Raw genomic sequence first — 20,915 nt, forward strand, 5'->3', positions numbered from 1 at the left:
TTTTTAAAAAGAGACATTCAATCCAATGATGAGCTGAAAGGGCCTGGGATAGATTCCTTCATCCAAGCCGTCGAACACCTCTGGTGTGAGCCCACTGTATTTGGTCCAATACCCTAGGTTGTTGGCGCTGATGCTGACATCCAAATTGGAAATCCCGAATTTGTCCAGCCCTGCGGATTCTGGGAACTGGTATCCAAGCCATAATTCACGGAACGCAATAAAATCGCCCCTGTGATAATACAACGTACTGGCAGAACCTCCGCTACTGCTCGGGGTCAGGTTTCCATTGGACTCCCATGGACGTAGGTGGTTCCGATAACCATTGTCAAAGTCGGATGCGTTGTCATATCTGGGAAAAACAGCAATGTCCCCCTGTTCTTTCCAAAAGTCGTCCCTGAGGACATCCTTGGTGGTCATCACATTGTTTCGTGCATTGGCATTGGCCCTGGCCCTCCATCCATTGTTGATTACATGCCCGAACGCATAGTCCATCGAGAAACGAAGCTGTAAACCTTTATAGGTGAACGTATTGGCCATACCGCCCAATTTGTCCGGTGTAGCAAAGCCGACAAATACCATGTCATAGTTATCGATAACCCCATCATTGTTCACATCCCTCCAGATAGCATCTCCGCCATTCTTGGGATCACCAAATTTGGATCCTGACACCAACAGATCTTCAGGCGCGTTGGCCGCTTCTTCATCCGTGGCATATACCCCTATCATATCAAATGCCCAGATTCCGTATGGTCTTTCCCCTTCGGCAAGACCACCAACTTCCATCAGGTCCCCATTTTCGTTATAGACCAACCCGTAGTTGATCCTGTTCTTGTCCCTCCCGTTTTCGGGAAGTTTCACCACAGTGGTCCGGTTAAAGGCGAAGTTGAAATCCGTATGCCATTGAAAATCCTCTCCTTTGATGATATCAGCACCAACTTCCACTTCAATCCCCCTGTTTCTGATACTTCCCACGTTGTCCCGTATGGAACTAAAACCGGTTTGCTGAGGCATGGGCCTATCGATCAATCGATCATCCGTGATCTTTTCATAGACATCCAAGAGCAGGTTTATCCTGTTATCAAATAGCGCCATATCCAAGCCAATATCCGTTGAGGTCGTGGTTTCCCACTTTAGGGCCGTATTGGGCAATTGGGTCAACAAGGCCCCTCCCTGGAAGCCATAAAGGCGGGTGGAAAATTCGCCTTGGGTATCCGAAATGGTAAGCCCGGAAAGAGATCCGGCCTGTCCCCAACTTCCCCTCAACTTTAAACGGCTAAGGGTCTTTGATTTCCAAAATGATTCCTGATGTATGTTCCAGCCCAAAGAAAATGCTGGGAAGAAAGCGAAACGGTTGTCTTCCGCAAATTGCGAGGCACCATCTATTCTATAACTTGCCGAGGCCAGATATTTTCCGTTGAAATCATAACTGATCCGCCCAAAATTACTGAGCAGCTTGTTCTCAACGATGGAACTGGATACCCGCTCCATATCGGTAGCAGAGGCATTGAGGGTTTCGATGATGTCGGTTGCCCCATTGGACCCACTTCCATTTATGGATTCCCTGCGGTTCTTGGTGTAGTTCATCCCCCATAGCAGATCCAGATTGTGGTTACCAAACGATCGATCATAGGTGAATATACCGTTCAACAACAATTGGTTGTTGGCCACCTCGCTCCTTTCGGCACGCCTTCCTGGAATTTCCGGGGAAGCCCTTTCAAAAAAATTGAAATTGTAATCGTCCCTAAAGAAGGAGACCGAAGGTTTGAAATGTAAGTTGTCCCAAATATTCCAGTCCAACCCAAAGTTCAGGGTATAGTAATAGGTTTTTTGTTCTGCATCCTGATAATAGAGCTCATGGTAACGGTTTCTGGGAGAACTTGTGGTTTCACCCAAAGCAGGGGTTCCATCATCATTCCATATTCTGACCGTATGTGGAAGACGCGACGACCTGTTTATGGAGTTGTTGGCATTCTGGACCTCAGTGTTCTGCTGAAAACTAAAATTGACCCCGGCATTGGCACTGAGCCTATCCGAAAGATCATAATTTCCATTGTACAAGCCTGTTATCCTATCAAAACCGGTTCCCAAAAAGGTTCCATCCTGCTTTAGATACCCCAAACTGATGTTCATGTTCCCGTTTTCACTTCCTTGGGAAAAACGAACGTTGAAATCCTGCAGTTGTGCCGTGGTAAAAATCAGATCATCATAGTTATTGTCCTTAAAGATCATCGTCCTACCGGTCACAGGATCTTTCATGGTCCCATACCCTTGGTTTTCCAGAAGATCGGCTACATAGGCCTGTCCTTCCACACCGATCACATTGTCCAAAAATGCCAAAGTGTTCCTGTTAAAGCCATAGTTCCCACGATTGTTCACCGTTTGCACACTATATCCAAAGTTGGTGTTGGAAAGTCTGTCCCCTGGGTTTTCCAGATTTATTCCCTTGGCCGCGGCAATTCGGGACACCCGGATATAATCTTCGGCACTGGTCCATGGATACCTATTCAATTGTTGGGCGATACCTGACCTATAATTAATGGAAACTGTACCCTTACCGTTTCTTTCCCCGGATTTGGTAGTGACCAAAATAATCCCATTAGCCGCCCGCGCACCATAGATGGCCGTCGCCGCAGCGTCCTTGAGCACTTGGATGGATTCGATATCATGTGGGTTGAGTCCATTCATGTTGTCCCTAAAAACCCCATCAATGATGTATAGGGGCCTATTGGCCGAACTTGTCCCAGATACTTGTGTCCCTCCACGAATGAACACTTGGGCTTCCTCACCCGGCTGTCCCGAAGAGGGCAGAATGCTCAATCCGGCCACCTTTCCTTGCAGGGCCTGGATGGGATTGGCAGACGGATTGCTCTCCACTTGTTCCACTTTGACTTTTGAAACTGCACTGGAAACCAGGTTTCTTGACTGTTTTCCATAGCCAATGACCACCACATCGTCCAATACCTGTGTATCCATGGCCAAGGCCACATCTATTTGTGATCGTGTACCCACAATGATTTCCTTGGGCACAAAACCCACATAGGAAAATACAAGGGTCTGACCTTGGCTGGCATTGATTGCATAGTAGCCATCAAAATCTGCAGCAACACCATTGGAGGTGCCTTTGACCAATACACTTGTACCGGGCAAGGGAACTCCCTCGGCATCCACTACCCTTCCCTTTATTTCCTGCTGTCCCGTGGCTATCAAAGAAAAGAAGAACACAAAGGGAACTAAGAGTTTTTTTAATAAGATTGAGTTCATAGTTTGTTTGTTAATTTATATTGTAGGACAATATTATGATACGAATATAATACAATTCTATTGATTTCGCCAAAATGTTTTCTATTTTTGTTTCGAATTGCCTTTGGGGCTATATATAATGATATATGAAAGAAAACCATAATACTTTTAGACCCGTCCAGAAGATGACCATGGTGGATCAGGTTGAGCGGTCGCTACGTATCTATTTCAAGGAAAATGGGTTCAAGCCAGGGGACAATCTCCCCACAGAGAATGAACTGGCCCAGATCATGAACGTAAGCCGCAATGTGATCCGTGAAGCTTTGAGCAGGTTCCGGATGCTGGGGCTGATATCCTCCAACAAGAAAAGTGGGATACATTTGGAGAAATTCAATCTCTTTTCTGCCTTGGAAAGAGTGATGGACCCCAATGTGTTGGACAAATCCACCTTACACGACCTTTTTGAGCTGAGAATCATGCTCGAAATTGGAATGGCCGACGCCATCTATAGGAACATTGTACCAGAACAGGTTTTTGCCCTAAGGCAAATTGTGGAGGATTATGAGTCCAAAAAAGTGCCCAATAAAATTGAACACGAAATCAGTTTTCACTCAGAACTCTATAAAATTTCAAAAAATGAAACGCTCTGTGGTTTCCAGAAATACCTCAAGATTGTTTTTGACTATGTACTGAGCCTGGAAAATGAGTTGATGGACAAGCCTATCAACAAAAGTAAGGTCACCCATTCGGATTTGGTGGACTGTCTCGAAAAAGGTTCTGTCCAAGAGTTCAGGGAATTGATGCACAACCATTTCAACCCGTATTACGAAATGAACTTTCTAAGACAAGGGGGCAAATAATATTGCCCCGGGGTCGCTGAATTTGTTATTTATTGTCACCGTTCAGTATTTCTTCGAAAAGAACGGTCTGAAAGGTCATTTGCGCTTGACTTCCCTCATATAATATCCCAATCTTGTCCTCATCTATACTGGTCAAACAGGAGTATCCAGCGCCCCTCCCCTCATCCAGTTCTATCCAATGTTCGCTTGGCCATGTTTGGCCATCATCAAAACTGATCTTGATGGTCTGTTTGACCCTGCTTTCCTTGGAGTTGGGATTGGAAAACAGTAAAACACCCTTTTTGTTTCCTGCATCGTCCGTATAATAATGTTTGTGGATGCTGGCCATACATACGGGTTCAATGAGGGCATTGTTCGATGTTGGATGTTCCGCCCAAGTTTGGCCCAGATCATGGGTCACCGCAATTTCCCTTCCATTGGTATCCGTAAAGTTTTTTCTGTTGGCGTTGTAACGCATGTTCAGCATAAGCGATCCATTGGACAATTGTACCACCATGCATTCCGTGGTATTTTTTGCCGCAGGTTGGCTCGCGACCCATGTCTTGCCACCGTCCTTGCTATACGTAATGTTGGAAAAAGGCAGTCCCTCACTGTCCCTTCCCTGTGTGGGAAATACAAGTGTGCCATCATCCAAGGTTATACCATGACCAGGGGCCGGTGCAAACAACCACCATTTTGGGTCCTTTATCATGGGGGTCAGGTTGATGGGTTCTTCCCAAGTCTCTCCATTATCCGTACTCTTTGTAATCAGGAACTGACTGGTTTGCCTGATGTCCAATCCTGGCTGTGACCCCTTGTTCCTCCACTGATGGTTCCAGTCGTCACTTTCCTCGTTCAATGTCTCCAGCCATTGTCCGTCTTTGTTGATTACCCCGTGCATCCAGAGGCCGGCAATGAAAATGGTACCTGTTCTTTCATCGACCAAAATACAGGCATCGCTTACCCCATTGAACTTTTCAGGCAGGTTCCCATAAGTGCCCATATCCAAGGCCACTTGGGTTTCGTTCCACGTATTGCCTTGATCAAATGACCTGCTTACCCCTATGTCTATATTTCCTTGCAGATCTCTGGAGAGGTCTCTTCTTACGTCATAAATGGCTATGAGGGTTCCTTCATTGGAAGTTGTAAGGCCTGGTATCCTATAGGTATGTACTCCGTCCTGTCCGTGCTGCCGCAATGCAACACCTAAACGCAATTTATCAATACCATTCTCACTGGAGATCGCCAATTGCGTTCCGTTGACCTTGGCTTCCCTCAATACAGGCTTCACGGTTTGGGTAAGGTCCGCTTTATCCTGTAGCTCATAGGTCAGCCAGTAATAACTAGGTCCATTCTCAAGTTTCGCCGCCAGATCAAATTTGGTTTCCTCGGCAGGAATGGTCTCTCCTACCAGTATAGCCTCTTTGGTAAACATTGAGTCCTTCCCTGAAGCATAGAGGCGTATCGTTTTTAGGGTCTCAATGTTTTCGTGGGATATTTTAAATTCGATATCAGCTTCCATAACAGTGTCGTTAGAGGTAGGAAAACTGATGCGCAATACCGGATTATCCGATTTGTTCTTCAAAACTGGCCAATTGAACATTTTCGTATGGGATGTCTCATAAGGTGCTTTTTGGCAACTGGCCATCAATACGAACAAAAACAAAAGGGAATAAATAAGTCGATTCATAAAATTATATTGTAGTACATAATTATAATATTACAAATATATTATATTTTTCTTCAGATATTCTGAAAATTATCCATCTAATAATTCTTTTGTTTCTCGGAAGTGGGATGGGATTACCCTCAAAAGGTCCATCTATTGAACCCATTTCGTTACTTTTAGGCTTTGTTTTCATTGAACAGACCATTTTGATATGTTTATTGAATCTTAGCCAGATGAGGATTTCCTTGACATATTTTATTTGCGCTCTATGGTGCTTCCCAATATTGTCCCAAAATACGCCAGACAGCGAAGGGGGTAAAATTGATACATTGGCCGTGGACAGTATTGCCCATAAAGGATACACCCTTTGGATACGAGATCCCTCCCAGTCTGTCATATTAGGGGAAGAGGCCTATCGGTTGGCAAACGAACTTAAGTATGAAAAGGGTGCCGCTTTTGCGAAACGGGTAAGCGGGGTGGCACACTGGACTTTGGGAGAACCCAAACAGGCACTGTTCGACCTCTATGAAGGATTGAAACTGTACGAAAACCTGGATGACCTAGAGGGTATTTCCAATAGCAAGCTGAACATTGGCATGGTGTACGCCGACATCGACGAAGATTCCCTTGCCCTAAAACAGTTCGGCGAGGCCATCATCGGGTTTACCCAGCTTAATCTGGACGATAGGGTAGCCACGGCCTATACCAAACTGGGCACCCTCCAAATGGAGCATGGAAGGCTGGACATGGCCCATACCAATATCTCCAATGCATTGAACATCCACACCCGCAACAATTTTGAATATGGGATGGCCGAGGCCCACAATAGACTGGGACGTCTGTATCTGGAACAAGAAAATCTGGAACAGGCTTATTATCATTTGAGGGAATCACTGACATTGACCAGAAAAATCGATGATAAGGATGGACTGGTGAACAATATTCTTCAGTTTGGGAGGTTGTTCAAACTTCAGCATGAATATGAACTGGCCGATATGCACTTCAAACTTGCCTTGAGCAGGGCCAGTGAAATGCACCTCAAAAATTATAGGCTGGAAATCCTAAAAAACCTTTCCGACCTTAAAAGGGAAACACAACAGCCCGATTCCGCCTTGATCTATTTTTCCCAATATGTGGATTTGAAGGATTCCCTCCTGACCCTCAAAAAATCGCGCCAAATAGCAGGGCTGGAATTCCGGAACGAGTTGCTCCAAAAAAACCAAGAGCTCGACCGACTGTCCGAGAAGCAAAAAAACAGCAAGACCATCCAGTGGATTTTGATCATAGGTATATGGCTTATTGTTCTTTTATCCTTCTTGTTGATCAAAAGCTTTAGGCAACGTACCAAAAACCAAAAGAAACTGTTCGAACAACAGCAGGTCATAGCCCAAAAAGAATTGGAGAACCAGCAACTGAAGAGCAAAGACCTGAAAGGCGAATTGGATACCAAGAACAGGGAACTCACCTCCTACTCCATGAATTTTGTCCAGAAAAATCAACTGTTGCAGGAATTCCAAAATAAGATACAAGAGGCCAAAAAAACGAAGTCCATGGAAAGGATCGAGAAAATTCTTTCCGAAATGGAAAGGACCATCAGAACAAGCCAAGGAAAAGAAAAGGATTGGGAAGATTTCAAACAACATTTTGAGAATGTGCACCCAGATTTTTTCACTTCACTGAAAGAAAAATATCCCGACCTCAGCTCCAACGATCTAAAAGTGGCCGCACTTACAAGGCTAAATTTATCGATCAAAGAAGCTTCAAATATCCTCGGAATCTCCCCTGAAAGCACAAAAACGGCCCGTTATCGTCTTCGCAAAAAGATGGGACTGTCCCCTGAAGCCGACCTTTTCAACTTTTTACTGCAGTTCAATTAAATTTTTCAATTATCTGATTTTCTTTTAGTTGAAACCATTCTTTCAAAATTTGTCTACCTAATGTCTATCGGTTTTCAAATGTAGTCTACATCTTATTTTATCCCTGTACACCCCGTATCCAACCATTTTCTTTTGGGCAAAAAATGTTGCCCTTAAGTTTGCCCCATCAAAAAATCAGCGGGAAAACCGTGTTTATTCATCAATCATTAATTAAATCATCAAACATGAAACGACAGTTGTTTATTCAGAGCTATCAACCCAATGACGGGTTGAGGATCATCTGGAAGCGAAAGAAAATGGCCTTTGACACTAAGTTTAAATCCAAAATCTGAGCACCATGGAAATCTTACAAAATCTACCGACTCCATTGGAGATTCTTTTAGACCCTATTTCCTTGGTGGTCCTGGCCATCTATGCCAGTCTCATGATTTGGGAAGCATTGTTTCCGGCCAGGGAGCTCCCAAAGATCAAAAACTGGAAGATAAGGGGATTGTTGACCTTTGCCGTCTTCTTTTACCTGTCCAGCTATCTACCCATTATCTGGGACGGTTCCATCTCCAAATACCAGATTTTTGACCTATCCTATTTGGGGGATGTAGGAGGAGCCATAGTTGGAGTGCTCATTTATGAGTTTGGGCTTTTCCTCTGGCATTACAGTCTACACAAAAGCAATTTTTTGTGGAAGATATTTCACCAAATGCACCACAGTGCGGAGCGGATAGATACCTATGGCGCATTCTACTTTAGTCCGATGGATGTGGCCGGTTTCACCCTTTTGGGCAGCTTATGCCTTGTAGGAGTTGCAGGCTTCACCCCTGGGGCCTCAACGATTATTCTATTGACCACTGTTTTTCTGGGAATTTTTCAGCACAGCAACATTGTGACCCCACAATGGCTCGGATATATCATCCAACGGCCCGAAAGCCATACGGTCCACCATGCCAAGGGCATCCATGCCTACAACTATTCCGACCTGCCCATATACGATATCATCTTTGGGACGTTCAACAATCCCAAGGGGTATACGCACGAAACTGGATTTTATATCGGGGCGTCGAAGAGGATCAAGGAGATGTTACTGTTCAAAGATGTATCGGAAGAAAACGGTACAAAGGATAACTAACGGCATTTGTACCGGCAATGGATAATCATTGCCATGTCCATCAAATACGATGATCATGGACGGCACCTATATCTATTAAAGGTGCCGCTCCTTGTTCACCTACCTTGGATATTGGAGACAAACACCACAAAACCCTATTATTTAAAAATGAAAAAAACACTATTGGCAATGGCCGCATATATCATATTCATCTCAAGCATAACTGCCCAAGTCCAGATGGCAGAAATTGGAGACCATACCTTGAGGAACGGAGAAATTTTGGTAAACGTAAAACTGGGATATCAGACCTATGGAACACTCAACCCCGAAAAGAGCAATGCCATACTGTTCCCTACATGGTATGGTGGCACGGGAGAAAGCCTAAAGCCATACATTGGCAGGGAAACCATGATAGACACCACGAAATTTTACCTCATCGTAGTGGATGCACTGGGTGATGGTATTTCTTCATCTCCCTCCAATGCAAGCACAAAACCTGGCACGAAATTTCCGGAATTTGGTATTGGTGACATGGTCGACCTTCAGCACAAACTAGTGAAGGATGTTTTGAAGATCGACCATTTATACGCGGTCATCGGAATATCTATGGGAGGCATGCAGACCTACAAATGGATGGCCAGTTATCCAGATTTTTTTGATAGGGCCATCCCAATTGTGGGCTCGCCCAAACTATCCGTCTATGACCAACTGAACTATGAAATCTTCAAAAAAATACTGAACAGCGAGATACTGCATGGCACAAAGGAAGAAACTTTTTTGATGTTGGAGTATTCATTGGGGCTTACCCCTCAATACTATCAGGATGGTACTGAATCCATCGATGAAGTTTTGCGAAAAATCAAAGATGAAGCCCAACACTATGATGTTCGGGACCTTTACAGTCAAATACAGGCCATTTCCAAGCACAATTTGGAAGAGGACCTGGAAAGGCGAAATGCAAAATCCTTGTCAGAAGTATTCAAGGGAAGGGCCTTGATCATCTATTCAAGCACGGACAATCTGGTAGCCCCATCAGCAAATTTGGATGCCATAGCTGATTTAAAGGCCAAATCCCTGGACCTGAACTCCGATTGCGGCCATTACACCTTTGGGTGTGATATGGACAAAATAGGCGAAGCCGTCAGGGCCTTTTTGATTGAGCCATAATCTTAAGAGCATTCATCCCTTGCGAAAAGAGTATCCAGTAATCAACTCACGTACAACTTCTTAATTAAGACGGCATGAAATGCAAACTCCTCCTCGGGGCTTTGCTCAGCATCACCGTGATCTGTTGCAGCAAAAATGATGCTGGCCCTGAACCGATAGACATCCCCATTCCCGGACAGCAATTGGTACAGCTTCCCGTTGTGGTACATATGATCCATAATGGGGAGGATATTGGCCAGGGACCAAATTTGTCCAAGGAGCGTATTCTGCGACAAATAGAAATACTAAATGAGGATTTTCGCAAAAAAAAGGGTACAAAAGGACACAATGAGCATCCCGATGGAGCGGATACCCAAATTGAATTTGTATTGGCCAAATCCAACCCTGAGTCTGAACCTTTTGATGGCATCAACCGAATTGATGTTTCAAAAAAACAAGTGGATGATTTAGGATACAACCAGAACCACTTTGCGCAATACGCCTATTGGAATCCTGAACAGTACATCAATATCTGGGTCGCTCCATTGCCCTTGGAAACTACATGTATGGTATTGGGTTCATCCACGGGCCCGAAAACTGACTTATCTGGATCCGATTTACTTTTATTGCCACAACCTGGTGATGCCGAAGGCATTCTTGTGAACTGGATCCATTTTGGGGAATCGGATATCGATTGCCACGCTAGGTTTGGAAGGACATTGACCCATGAAATGGGACATTATTTGGGACTTTTACATACTTGGGGTGGAAAAGACTGTGTCCATAACGACTATTGCAATGACACTCCGGCCGTGGATAGACCTGTTTTTGGCCCAACCGCCTTCAAAGGTTGCTCTGGGGAAACCATCATGATCGGTAACTATATGAATTACAGCGATGACGCCATGATGAACATTTTTACAAATGACCAAGCCGAACGGATGCATTATGTGCTGAAAAATCATTCGGGGAGGAAGAGTCTACTAACGAGTCCAGCTCTTTGACGACCGTTCTTATTCGGGGCTGGGCTTATCTGACCAGTGAAATAAACTCGTCTTTGACACCATCACTGATGGCAACCGAGTTATAGGTGCAATTCTTCATGGCCACAGGATCAAAGCCATATATATTGATCTTGGAGGGTTTGAACTCCTTGCACTGTAAATGTGTGAACAAATTGAGCGCTGCCTTTGAAGTGGAATATGCAGTGAGGCAGTAATTGGAATAACAAAAGTCTTCATCCTTCATCTTATTGATGTCCCCCAACGAACTGGTAATGTTGATGATCTTTGGATTTTCGCCTTTTTCCAACAAAGGCTTTAACAATTGGATGATCCGTATGACAGAAAATAGATTGATCTCATACACCTCCCTGACATCATCGATGTTCAACTGATCTATCTTTTGTCCAAATCCATTGACTACTTCCGCATTATTGATGAGCAGGTCCAGTTTTCCATACGAGGTGCTTATTTTTTCCTTCAAGTCGTTCATACTGGCACATGAAGTAAAGTCAATCTCGACCAAGTCATAGGAGCGCTGGGGCTCATCCCGCGAAAGTTGTACAAAACTATCATGACAAGCGGCAAGGATTACTTCATAACCTTGCTCCAAAAGGATATTGGCAAATTTCTTTCCCAAACTGTTCCCCGCTTCAGTGACCACTGCAATATGCTTCTCATCCATGGTAATCTGTTTTAAATGGTGCACAAGTTTATCAAACCTATTTGGCTTTTCAGCAGTAATCCTGCGAAATAATGCAATTGGTATGGCTGCTAAACATGGCACTTTGCTTTTTACATCTTTCTAAATTTGTTGGGTGTGGTTCCACTCATGTTCTTAAAAAATCTGGTAAAATGTGTTGGTTCCTGAAAATTCAATCGATAGGCAATCTCCGCAATATCCAATCCCGAGTATTTTAGGAGGCTCTTACTCTCCATCAAAAGTCGTTCCTGGATAATATCCTTGGCACTTTTGCCCGTTAATCTTTTTATGGTCGTCGTCAAATAATTGGGCGTTATGTTCAGTTCTTCCGCATAGTCCCCCACATTTTTGGTATCCACATACATTTTATCGACCAATGCCTCAAATTGATTTGCAATGACCTGCGCCCTGGACAGATGGTTCTCGGTCGTCTTGTGCCGTTCATAGATCGCTTTGCAAAAAAAGAGCAACGAGCCCAGCATACCCTCCAACATCCTTTCTTGATAAGGATGTGGGTTCTTGAACACGGAGTGCATCCTTTCCATGTCCAGGTTCAACGATTCGTGTTCCTCCTTTGTGAGCATCATGACACTGTTTTCCGTCATTTTCAGAAACGGGAAATCATGGGTCAAATCTGGAAATGAATTGATCAGAAATTCCCTTCGGAACATGACAAAGAAGCCAGAGATGTTCTTGTCCCTAAACCACGAAACAACCTGCCCCGGAACAACGAACCAAAGAGGGAGTCCATCAAAATCCAGCAAATGCGTATTGAGGTTGAACTTGCTCTCGCCGGTATAATTGAGTAACCCAATTTGGAAAAACCCTTGTCGGTAAGGGGGCATGCAGCTTCTGATGGATGGCCCCATATCCTCTATCTGAAAAACATCAAAGTTTGGAATATGACTTTTATGAGCAAAACCGATAGCCTCATGATGATCATGTGGGTTCTCAAAAACAGGGATGTCTGCCTTGCTCAAGTTTTTCTCCATATTCTATTTACATGGACAATGCATTAGTCCACATCAAATTGATAGTCTTACTCTTTTCAGTCCTGCTTGGCCCCTACAAGGTCCATGGCCTCCAACTTGTTGTTCAATTCTTCCTCGGAAACGATTTCCCATCCCCCACCTAGGGCCTTATAAATGGCGACCAATGATCTGGCAGAGGATATCTCGCTCAGTGCCAACGAATTCTCCGCCTGCAACAATGCATTGTCCGCACTAAGGTAATCAATGAAATTATCCAGTCCGGCATTGAAACGTTGCTGGGCAAAAGTGGCCGCATCGGCACTGGCCTTGGACGAAGTTCGTAAAATTTCCCTTCTTCTGATCTCCTGCGTGAAATTGCTCAATGAGGTCTTGATCTCCTCCAGTCCTTCCAAAACCGCTTTTTCATACTGGTTGAGCGCTGCCAAAGTTAAGGCATCATCCCGTTTGATCTGCTGCCTTACACGCCCTAAATCAAAGGCGGCCCAGCTAATATTGGGGAAAATGCTCCATGTGAACGACTCCTTGCTACCAAAGTTCGAAAAATCTATGGCCGAAAAGCCAATGGAACCTCCAAATGCAATCTTTGGGTAAAGGTTGGCCACGGAAATATTATACTGGGCTATTCGTTGTTGCAATATGGCTTCGGCACGTCTGACATCTGGTCTTCGCCGCAACATTTCACCAATTTCTCCCAGGGCGACGGAAGCCGGCAAACTTGGCAACGGCTGCTTATCCACCACCGAAGCATCCAAATTTCCGGGAACGCTGCCCACTAGGACGCTCAGGCTATTTTTCAAGGCTTCTATCCTTGCCTCTATCGGAGGGATGCTCGCCCGAGTCATTTCCAATTGGGCCAGTGCCCGCGATACGTCCAGACTGTTGCTGGTACCGGCCTCGGATAATTTGACCGTCAGATCATAGGTCTCTTGCTGGCCTTCCAGATTTCGTTTGGCGATGTCCAATAAATATTGGTTGCCCCTGAGCTCTAGATAGTTGTTCGCCACTTCGGCAAAAATACTGATGTACACCCCATGCATATCGGCCAAGGCCTGTTGCCTGTTGGCATAAGCTCCTTTGATCCTATTGGACACCCTTCCAAAGACATCCGCTTCCCAGAAAGCATCAAAACTGGCGTTGTAGGTGCTGTAGGTGGGGTTGACACCCGACACAAAAACATTTTCACCCAAACGTGTTCTTGTATAATCGCCATTGGCGGTGATGCTTGGCACTCGGTCCCACTTGGTCTCCTTCAGCATGGCCCTTGATGCCTGAAAATTGGCAACCGCTGAGTTGATATCTAAATTATGTGCCCTTGCCCTATTGATCAGGCTATCCAATACGGGATCGTTGAACTCCGACCACCATTCCTTCGCAATGGCAGTACTTTCAAATGTTTCGTCCTCCAATTCGGTCTTGAGAAAATCCTTCTGTACCGAAATGATATCCCTTGTGTCGTGTGTCTTCTTCTGTATGCCACAAGAGCTGACCAACAGCGAAAGAACAATTACTAATAGTGTATTCTTCATCATCTTATTTTTTATGCTTCCAATGCATTTGGTACCGGTTCTATTTCTCTTTCTTTGCTACGTGTCGTCCATTTCCTTCCCAAATAGTAGAATACCGGGGTAAGGAAAACTCCGAACAAGGTCACACCGAGCATTCCACTGAACACGGCAATTCCCAAAGAAACCCTAAGCTCAGCACCTGCACCAGTGGCCAGGGCCAAAGGCACAACGCCTAGAATGAAGGCCATTGCGGTCATTAAAATGGGACGTAACCTCAATTTGGATGCCTCTATCACCGCTGTTTTCAATTCCGTTCCCTGCTCTTCCAATTGTTTTGCGAATTCCACGATCAGAATGGCGTTCTTACTGGCCAGTCCCACGAGTACCACCAATCCGATCTGCACCATGATGTTATTGTCCAATCCGGCAAGGTCTATTCCCAAAATGGCGAACAACAGTACCATAGGCACGATAAAGATCACGGCAAGTGGGAGGACCAAGCTCTCAAATTGTGCCGCGAGCAACAGAAAGACAAAGATCACGGCCAAAAGGAATGCTATACCTGCCGTATTTCCTGCTTTTTTCTCCTGATAGGCAATTTCTGTCCATTGGAAGGAAATGCCCTGGGGCAGTATCTCCTCGGCCAACTGCTCCATCCGTTCCAATGCCTGCCCGGAACTGTATCCTGGTGAAAAATCACCGTTCAAAGAGGCGGATGGATACAAGTTGAACCTGGGTATCCGCGAGGCACCGGCAATATTCTCCTGCTTGGCAATGGTTCCCAAGGGCACCATATCCCCCGCATTGTTGCGTACCCTTATCTTGGATATGTCCTCAGGGGTCAACCGGTTTGGGGCATCGGCCTGGGCGGTCACCTGGAATGTCCGTCCCAAGTAATTGAACTCATTGACAAACGCGGAACCCATAAAGATTTCAAGGGACTGGAATATGTCCTCTACATCAACCCCCAATTTTTCTGCCTTCACCCGGTCTATGTCCAGGTACAACTGCGGTGTTTGGTTGTTGAAGAAGGTAAAGACGTTGCTCAACACGGGATCTTGGTTGGCGGCCATGGCAAGTGCATTAGTGGCTTCCAATAGCTTATCCGTACCCAAGTTCGCCCTGTCTTGCACCATCATCTTGAATCCCCCGGCATTACCGATACCGCTCACAGATGGAGGTGGTATCACAAAGACGATGGCATCATCGATTTGGGCCAATTTTCCACGCATCGTCGCCAACAGTTCCTCATATCCAATCCCTTTGTCATTCCTTTCCTCAAAATCATCAAGTGTTTGGAACACTGCCGCCGAATGGGACGCATTGGTAAACGATGCCGGGTCGAAACCCGTGAAGGACACAGCGGTATCAATACCTTCGATCTCCAAGGAAATGTCCAATACATCCTGAACCACTTCATCCGTCCGTGACAAGGAAGACCCCGAGGGCAATTGGATCAGGGTGATGAAATATTGCTGGTCCATAGCAGGAATGAACCCTTTGGGTACCCTGCCAAATTCCAACCCAGTGAGCAAGATCAGTCCAAAATAGACCACCAATACCATTACCGATGTCCTCACTAATCTCTGGACCCCTCTTCCATACCGTTCCGAAAGGGTTTCCATGAACTGATTGAACTTGTTTCCTACGTAAGCAAAAGGCTTGAGCAGGGGAATTGTCTTTCTCCCCTCTTCTTTTTCTTCGTGACGCATCAACAATGCGGCCATAGCGGGACTCAAGGTCAATGAAACAAAAACTGATATTGCCGTGGCCACCGCAATAGTCACCCCAAACTGTTTGTAGAACTGCCCGGATATACCTTCGAGAAAAGCCGTTGGAATAAAAACAGCGATCAGTACCAAACCTATGGCCACCAATGCACCTCCAACTTCATCCATGGTCTTGAAGGCCGCTTCTTTTGGAGAATATCCTTTCTTTAGATACCGTTCCATATTTTCCACCACCACAATAGCATCATCTACCACTATACCAATGGCCAACACCAAGCCAAAGAGGGTCAGGGTGTTGAGGGAAAACCCAATGGCCTGCATCACGGCAAAGGTTCCCACCAAGGAAACAGGGATGGCCAAAATTGGGATGATCGCTGCACGCCAAGATTGTAGGAACAGCAGAATGACCAATACGACCAGGATAATGGCCTCGAATATAGTACGGTAGACCTCATCCACCGATTTTTGGATAAACTCGGTCGGATTATAGGCAATTTCATACTTCAGGTCCTCTGGAAAGTTCTTTGAAAGCTCTTTCATCCGATCTTGGATCTCCGCAGCAGTTTCCAAAGCGTTCCCTCCCGGTTGCTGGAAAATGGGCATGGCAATGGCGGGATTTTTTCCCAGATAGCCACGAGTGGCATAATTCTGTGCACCCAGTTCTGCCCTTCCCACATCTTTTAGCCGGACAATACGACCATTGTCCTGGGATTTGATGATCACGTTCTCAAACTGCTCCGTCGTCACCAATTTTCCTTGGGTCTGGATGTTCACCTCAAAGGCAGTTTGGCTTCCCGATGGTAGAGCATTTAGTGTACCACCGGCAATCTGCACGTTTTGGGAACGTAAGGCCGCCACTACCTCTCCCGCCGTCATATCGAGACTGGAGATCTTGTCGGGATCCAGCCAAATCCGCATGGCATATTCCGCGGCCCCAAAAATCTGTATGTCCCCAATACCTTTGATCCGCGCCAATTCATCCTTTAATTGAAGTACGGCATAGTTCCCCATGTAGATTTGATCGTACGTATTGTTGGGCGAATACATATTGACCACCATGAGCATATCGGGAGACACCTTTTTGGTAGTAATCCCCAACCTTCTCACAGATTCGGGCAAACGGGGCTCTGCAATGGCCACCCTGTTCTGTACCTGTACCTGCGCCTTGTCCAAATCTGTGCCGAGCTCAAAGGTTACCTGTAGAATGACACGTCCGTCAGCGGATGATTGCGAGGTCATATAGATCATGTCCTCCACCCCATTGATTTCCTTCTCGAGTGGCGCAGCCACAGTTTCTGAAAGTGTCTTTGCGTTCGCTCCCGGGTACATGGCAACCACCTCTATAGTGGGCGGTGCCACATCGGGAAATTGCGAAGTGGGCAAGGAGATGTATGCCAATCCTCCAACGATGAGTATGAGTACACTCAATACCGCTGCAAAAATTGGTCTTTTTATAAAAATGTGACTAAACTTCATAATTCTATGTCATTTGAGGTTGGGAAATAGGATTCCCTTGCTCCCTTATATCCAAACCTATTGTGACCTGGTGAAAAGGAGCTCCCTACCAAAAGGGCAATCTATTTTTCAGTATTACTATCTATATCGATCAAATCAGTGAACAGATGCCAAATCTGCTTTTTGTGGACTGATGGTCGACTCCTGTGGATTCACCACCATGCCGGGACCAATTTTTTGGAGGTTGTTGGTAATGATCTTGTCGTTGGGGGACAGTCCTTCCCTGACAATCCTGAGCCCGTTGGAATGTAACGGTCCCAAAATCACGTTCTTGGTCATTACCTGATTGTTTTCTCCTAAAACATAAATAAAGCGTAGCGATTGATTGGTACCGATGATCTCATCGGGAACCATGATCGCCTTATGCTCATCACTACCTATGATCCTTGCTTTTCCAAACATACCGGGCTCTAACAAGTGATCTTCATTTCTCAAAACCGCTCGGCTTTCAATGGTCCCTGTCTGACTATCGATCTCATTGTCCACAAAATCCAATGTGGCTTCGTGCAAAAATTCATCCTCGTCCAAAAGCTTGATCTGTACCGGCAAACCTTCAGATCGTGCCGACCCTCGCTTTCCATCTTTGGCCAAGCGTACATATTTTAGATAATCGGATTCGCTCCCGGTGAAATAAAAATGTATAGGGCTTGTGGCTACTATGGTGGTCAACAAGGTTGAATTGGCGCTGCCACCATCCACCAAGTTCCCTTCATTTACTCTGTCCCTGCTCACCAAACCGGAGATGGGGGCCTTGACTTGGGTAAATTCCAAGTTCAGTTTGGCATTATCAACGGTTGCTTGGGCCAACTGCACACTTGCTTCTGCATGCACCAAGGCCTGTTTTCTGCGATCGTATTCTTCCGTGGAAACGGCTCCCGTTTCCCTCAAGGATTCAACCCTTTGGAAATTGTCCTGGGCAGTCTTTAAAGTGGCCAAGGCTTGTGCATGGTTCGCCCTTGCTTGGTCCAACTCAATTTTAAAAGGTCTTTGATCGATGACAAAAAGTACCTGGCCTTTTTTTACAAGCTCCCCATCAGTGAAGTTCACCTGCTCCAAAAAACCACTTACCCGGGCCCTCACCTCAACGCGGCTACTGGCCTCGAACCTACCTGTATATTCATCCCACTCCGTGATCATTTCATGCAGTGGGGCAGCTATTTCAACGGGAAGGGCAGGTACCTCTGCTTGTGAGACTGTTTCTTCATCAGCCGTGGTGGTAAACGCCAAGGCTATCAAAGATGCCAACAGTACTCCTCCCACTCCCAGGAAAAGATTTCTTTTTGTGTTGAATTCTAGTTTTATCATGACTTACTTATTTGATTTTACTTTTGCTGACAAAATTATACCGGTCACCCCCTTGTGGGGTAACCATTATATTTCCATAAATGACCAAAATCTAATATTGTACGGTTTCTGGCCTTATCAATCAAAATAGATTTAAGTATATATAAATCAATATATTATGATTTCAACAATCCGTTAAGGTTCTTTTTAATCCCCCTTTTGTGCTAAAAAAGGGGGATTTGATTAGGCATTCATTCCCCCATCAATGGTAAGAATGGACGCGGTGATGAAATTGGCATCGGCCGATGCCAAAAATGCCACCAATGGCCCTATGTCCTTGGGATGGTTTTATCTTTTCTCCAATGGGTGTTAAACTTTTGCATTCACTTTATCGGGTTGTTCAGTACAAAACTGCTTATGTCGTTTTTCTCCAATTAGCTCGGGAGCCTTCACTCTAGATTTGCCTTCTAAATAATTAGAAATGACAAATTCAGAGAACATGAAAAAGGAACTTGACATGGAAAAGGTCCAAGCTTTTGCAGGACAAGTAATCGATGACCTATCTGCGGGGATGTCGGGAGTTTTGGTCCAAATAGGCGACGAACTGGGACTATACGGGGCCTTGCAAGAACTTGGGCCAACCAATGCAAAAAAATTGTCCCTGAAAACCGGAACTTTTGAGCGTTATATCCAAGAATGGCTCAACAATCAGGCTGCAGGAGGCTACATCGATTATAATCCGGAGCAAAAAACGTATAGCCTGCCCGAGGAACACGCTCTTATCTTGGCAGACAGCAACAGTCCTTTCTTTATGGCCCCGGGGTTCCAAGTAGTGTCCAGTCTTTGGTACGACAAGGATAAAATGGTACAGGATTTCAAGGAAGGTAAAGGAATTGGGTGGCACCAACACCATCATAACCTGTTTTTTGGAACCGAGGCCTTTTTCCGATCTGGGTATCGTGCCAACTTGGTCAATGAATGGATTCCGGCCTTGGAAGGGGTCGAGGACAAATTGATGCAGGGCGCAAAAGTGGCCGATATCGGATGCGGCCACGGGGCCTCCACTATCCTGATGGCCACAAAATACCCCAATTCCTTCTTTTATGGTTTTGACTACCATGCTGAATCCATAGATACAGCCAAACTAAGGGCAAGTGAAGCGGGGCTCACCAATGCAATCTTTGAAGTAGCATCTGCCCAGGATTTCGAGGAATCGGGATTCGACCTTATTTGTTATATGGATGCTTTTCATGATTTTGGCAACCCACTCAATGCCATTCAACATGCCAAATCCAAATTGACGGATGAGGGCAGCATCATGCTGGTGGAACCTGCTTCCTTTGATGAACCTGAAAAAAACTTCAATCCCATTGGCAGGATGTTCTATGCGGCCTCAACTACCCTATGTGTCCCCCACTCCCATTCACAGGATGGAGGGTATTGTCTTGGGGCCCAAGCCGGACCGGAACGGGTAAGACAAATAATTGGAGAGGCTGGGTTCAGCCAATTCCGAATCGCACAAAGGACCCCTGTCAATCTCATTTTAGAAATTAAAAAATAGCGGAAAGCCATGAGAAAATGGAAAGAAAAAATGTATCGTCATTGGCAAACCATTATAGACGCAATGTCCTCTTTGGACTGGGAAGGTCCATCCCGGATAAGATGACAATTCGCACTTCATATCGGTTTTCGACGTGGTCGTCCCCTTTGTTCAGGGGCATTGTCCTAAAAGCAAGAATAGTGCCCCTTTCCGGTAAATAAAACATCTTCAGTCAAATTTTACAAATCCTGGATGGGTATTACATAAAAAATAAATTTCTGTAAGCCTACCCAGGGCAAAGGTTTAAAACCCATGGGCAATATGTCGTTTTTTCACAATTCAGGCCCTTGTACCCCAACTACTTTTGACATCAAAATGAAATATATCAAACACATGAAAACAATTGCAACGATCCTATGGATTTCCCTAAGTCTTCTAGTTGCCAATCAAGGCCATTCCCAACAGCAAATTGTAATCCACCATGATGGACCCATCACCAAAATGTTGCTGTTCAAATGGAACGAACAGGTCTCCGAAGAGCAAAAAAAACATATGGCCGCCTTGTTTGAAGACTTGGTGAAGGAAGTGGATGGTTTTGACCTTTTTGAGGTCTTGGAGATTACTTATTCCCAAAGATTTGAAACGGCCTTTGTACTAAAATTCCGTTCGGAGGCAGCGGAAAAACTATATCAGGAACATCCAAAACACCAGCAACTTGCTCAATTGGGTCCATTATTGGTCAAGGATTTCCAGGAAGTGAAATATTGATACA

Annotated in this window: 15 protein-coding genes; 7 read left to right on the forward strand and 8 right to left on the reverse strand. The window is 45.2% G+C overall.

Annotation, left to right across the window (positions count from 1 at the left end; genetic code table 11):
* Window positions 1–3 precede the first annotated feature (3 nt).
* The gene (locus D2V93_RS01855; RefSeq protein WP_119618141.1) at window positions 4–3,261 is read right to left on the reverse strand and encodes a SusC/RagA family TonB-linked outer membrane protein; all 3,258 of its coding nucleotides are present in this window, start codon (window positions 3,259–3,261) and stop codon (window positions 4–6) included.
* A gap of 125 nt (window positions 3,262–3,386) precedes the next feature.
* Here D2V93_RS01855 and D2V93_RS01860 point away from each other — a divergent pair, with 125 nt between their 5' ends.
* A complete protein-coding gene (locus D2V93_RS01860; RefSeq protein ID WP_072882177.1) occupies window positions 3,387–4,100 on the forward strand; it encodes a FadR/GntR family transcriptional regulator in 714 nt (237 codons plus the stop codon).
* Window positions 4,101–4,125: 25 nt separating this feature from the next.
* Here D2V93_RS01860 and D2V93_RS01865 read toward each other — a convergent pair whose 3' ends face one another.
* Window positions 4,126–5,769, reverse strand: a complete 1,644-nt coding sequence (locus tag D2V93_RS01865) for a sialidase family protein (protein ID WP_119618142.1) — start codon at window positions 5,767–5,769, stop codon at window positions 4,126–4,128.
* 263 nt (window positions 5,770–6,032) lie between these two features.
* Here D2V93_RS01865 and D2V93_RS01870 point away from each other — a divergent pair, with 263 nt between their 5' ends.
* The 4 genes from D2V93_RS01870 (at window position 6,033) to D2V93_RS01890 (ending at window position 10,877) form a co-directional block, all read left to right on the forward strand.
* Window positions 6,033–7,625, forward strand: coding sequence for a tetratricopeptide repeat protein (locus D2V93_RS01870; protein ID WP_072882178.1), 1,593 nt, complete (start codon window positions 6,033–6,035; stop codon window positions 7,623–7,625).
* 337 nt (window positions 7,626–7,962) lie between these two features.
* Window positions 7,963–8,748: a sterol desaturase family protein gene (locus tag D2V93_RS01880; protein WP_072882180.1), complete on the forward strand. Its 786-nt coding sequence runs from the start codon at window positions 7,963–7,965 to the stop codon at window positions 8,746–8,748.
* Between the two features lie 147 nt (window positions 8,749–8,895).
* On the forward strand, window positions 8,896–9,894 hold the full coding sequence (locus D2V93_RS01885) for an alpha/beta hydrolase (RefSeq protein WP_177190089.1): 999 nt from the start codon (window positions 8,896–8,898) through the stop codon (window positions 9,892–9,894).
* A gap of 74 nt (window positions 9,895–9,968) precedes the next feature.
* Complete coding sequence (locus D2V93_RS01890) at window positions 9,969–10,877, forward strand: M43 family zinc metalloprotease (RefSeq protein WP_119618143.1); 909 nt, start codon at window positions 9,969–9,971, stop codon at window positions 10,875–10,877.
* Between the two features lie 25 nt (window positions 10,878–10,902).
* Here D2V93_RS01890 and D2V93_RS01895 read toward each other — a convergent pair whose 3' ends face one another.
* The 6 genes from D2V93_RS01895 to D2V93_RS18930 all read right to left on the reverse strand — a co-directional run bounded on the left by D2V93_RS01895 (window position 10,903) and on the right by D2V93_RS18930 (window position 18,924).
* Window positions 10,903–11,559 (reverse strand): SDR family NAD(P)-dependent oxidoreductase, encoded by a 657-nt coding sequence (locus D2V93_RS01895; protein ID WP_072882183.1) that lies wholly within the window; start codon window positions 11,557–11,559, stop codon window positions 10,903–10,905.
* A gap of 110 nt (window positions 11,560–11,669) precedes the next feature.
* Window positions 11,670–12,569, reverse strand: coding sequence for a helix-turn-helix domain-containing protein (locus D2V93_RS01900; protein ID WP_245750713.1), 900 nt, complete (start codon window positions 12,567–12,569; stop codon window positions 11,670–11,672).
* Between the two features lie 56 nt (window positions 12,570–12,625).
* Window positions 12,626–14,098: an efflux transporter outer membrane subunit gene (locus tag D2V93_RS01905; RefSeq protein WP_245978048.1), complete on the reverse strand. Its 1,473-nt coding sequence runs from the start codon at window positions 14,096–14,098 to the stop codon at window positions 12,626–12,628.
* Window positions 14,099–14,106: 8 nt separating this feature from the next.
* The gene (locus D2V93_RS01910) at window positions 14,107–17,280 is read right to left on the reverse strand and encodes an efflux RND transporter permease subunit (protein WP_119618145.1); all 3,174 of its coding nucleotides are present in this window, start codon (window positions 17,278–17,280) and stop codon (window positions 14,107–14,109) included.
* A 135-nt stretch (window positions 17,281–17,415) separates the two neighbouring features.
* Entirely contained in the window at window positions 17,416–18,624 is a 1,209-nt protein-coding gene (locus D2V93_RS01915; protein ID WP_119618146.1) for an efflux RND transporter periplasmic adaptor subunit, read from the reverse strand.
* Between the two features lie 222 nt (window positions 18,625–18,846).
* The gene (locus D2V93_RS18930; protein ID WP_272611120.1) at window positions 18,847–18,924 is read right to left on the reverse strand and encodes a hypothetical protein; all 78 of its coding nucleotides are present in this window, start codon (window positions 18,922–18,924) and stop codon (window positions 18,847–18,849) included.
* Between the two features lie 178 nt (window positions 18,925–19,102).
* On the opposite strand from D2V93_RS18930, the gene D2V93_RS01925 reads away from it, so the two are divergent.
* A complete protein-coding gene (locus D2V93_RS01925) occupies window positions 19,103–20,164 on the forward strand; it encodes a class I SAM-dependent methyltransferase (RefSeq protein WP_119618222.1) in 1,062 nt (353 codons plus the stop codon).
* A gap of 372 nt (window positions 20,165–20,536) precedes the next feature.
* Window positions 20,537–20,911, forward strand: a complete 375-nt coding sequence (locus D2V93_RS01930; protein WP_182849918.1) for a Dabb family protein — start codon at window positions 20,537–20,539, stop codon at window positions 20,909–20,911.
* Window positions 20,912–20,915 lie beyond the last annotated feature (4 nt).

The organism is Flagellimonas taeanensis (assembly GCF_003584105.1).
GTDB lineage: Bacteria > Bacteroidota > Bacteroidia > Flavobacteriales > Flavobacteriaceae > Flagellimonas > Flagellimonas taeanensis.

Coding starts and splice junctions, on each gene's coding strand:
- D2V93_RS01855 (WP_119618141.1), bottom strand. CDS start 3,261: ATGAACTCAATCTTATTAAAAAAACTCTTAGTTCCCTTTGTGTTCTTC.
- D2V93_RS01860 (WP_072882177.1), top strand. CDS start 3,387: ATGAAAGAAAACCATAATACTTTTAGACCCGTCCAGAAGATGACCATG.
- D2V93_RS01865 (WP_119618142.1), bottom strand. CDS start 5,769: ATGAATCGACTTATTTATTCCCTTTTGTTTTTGTTCGTATTGATGGCC.
- D2V93_RS01880 (WP_072882180.1), top strand. CDS start 7,963: ATGGAAATCTTACAAAATCTACCGACTCCATTGGAGATTCTTTTAGAC.
- D2V93_RS01885 (WP_177190089.1), top strand. CDS start 8,896: ATGAAAAAAACACTATTGGCAATGGCCGCATATATCATATTCATCTCA.
- D2V93_RS01890 (WP_119618143.1), top strand. CDS start 9,969: ATGAAATGCAAACTCCTCCTCGGGGCTTTGCTCAGCATCACCGTGATC.
- D2V93_RS01895 (WP_072882183.1), bottom strand. CDS start 11,559: ATGGATGAGAAGCATATTGCAGTGGTCACTGAAGCGGGGAACAGTTTG.
- D2V93_RS01900 (WP_245750713.1), bottom strand. CDS start 12,569: ATGGAGAAAAACTTGAGCAAGGCAGACATCCCTGTTTTTGAGAACCCA.
- D2V93_RS01905 (WP_245978048.1), bottom strand. CDS start 14,098: ATGATGAAGAATACACTATTAGTAATTGTTCTTTCGCTGTTGGTCAGC.
- D2V93_RS01910 (WP_119618145.1), bottom strand. CDS start 17,280: ATGAAGTTTAGTCACATTTTTATAAAAAGACCAATTTTTGCAGCGGTA.
- D2V93_RS01915 (WP_119618146.1), bottom strand. CDS start 18,624: ATGATAAAACTAGAATTCAACACAAAAAGAAATCTTTTCCTGGGAGTG.
- D2V93_RS01925 (WP_119618222.1), top strand. CDS start 19,103: ATGAAAAAGGAACTTGACATGGAAAAGGTCCAAGCTTTTGCAGGACAA.
- D2V93_RS01930 (WP_182849918.1), top strand. CDS start 20,537: ATGAAAACAATTGCAACGATCCTATGGATTTCCCTAAGTCTTCTAGTT.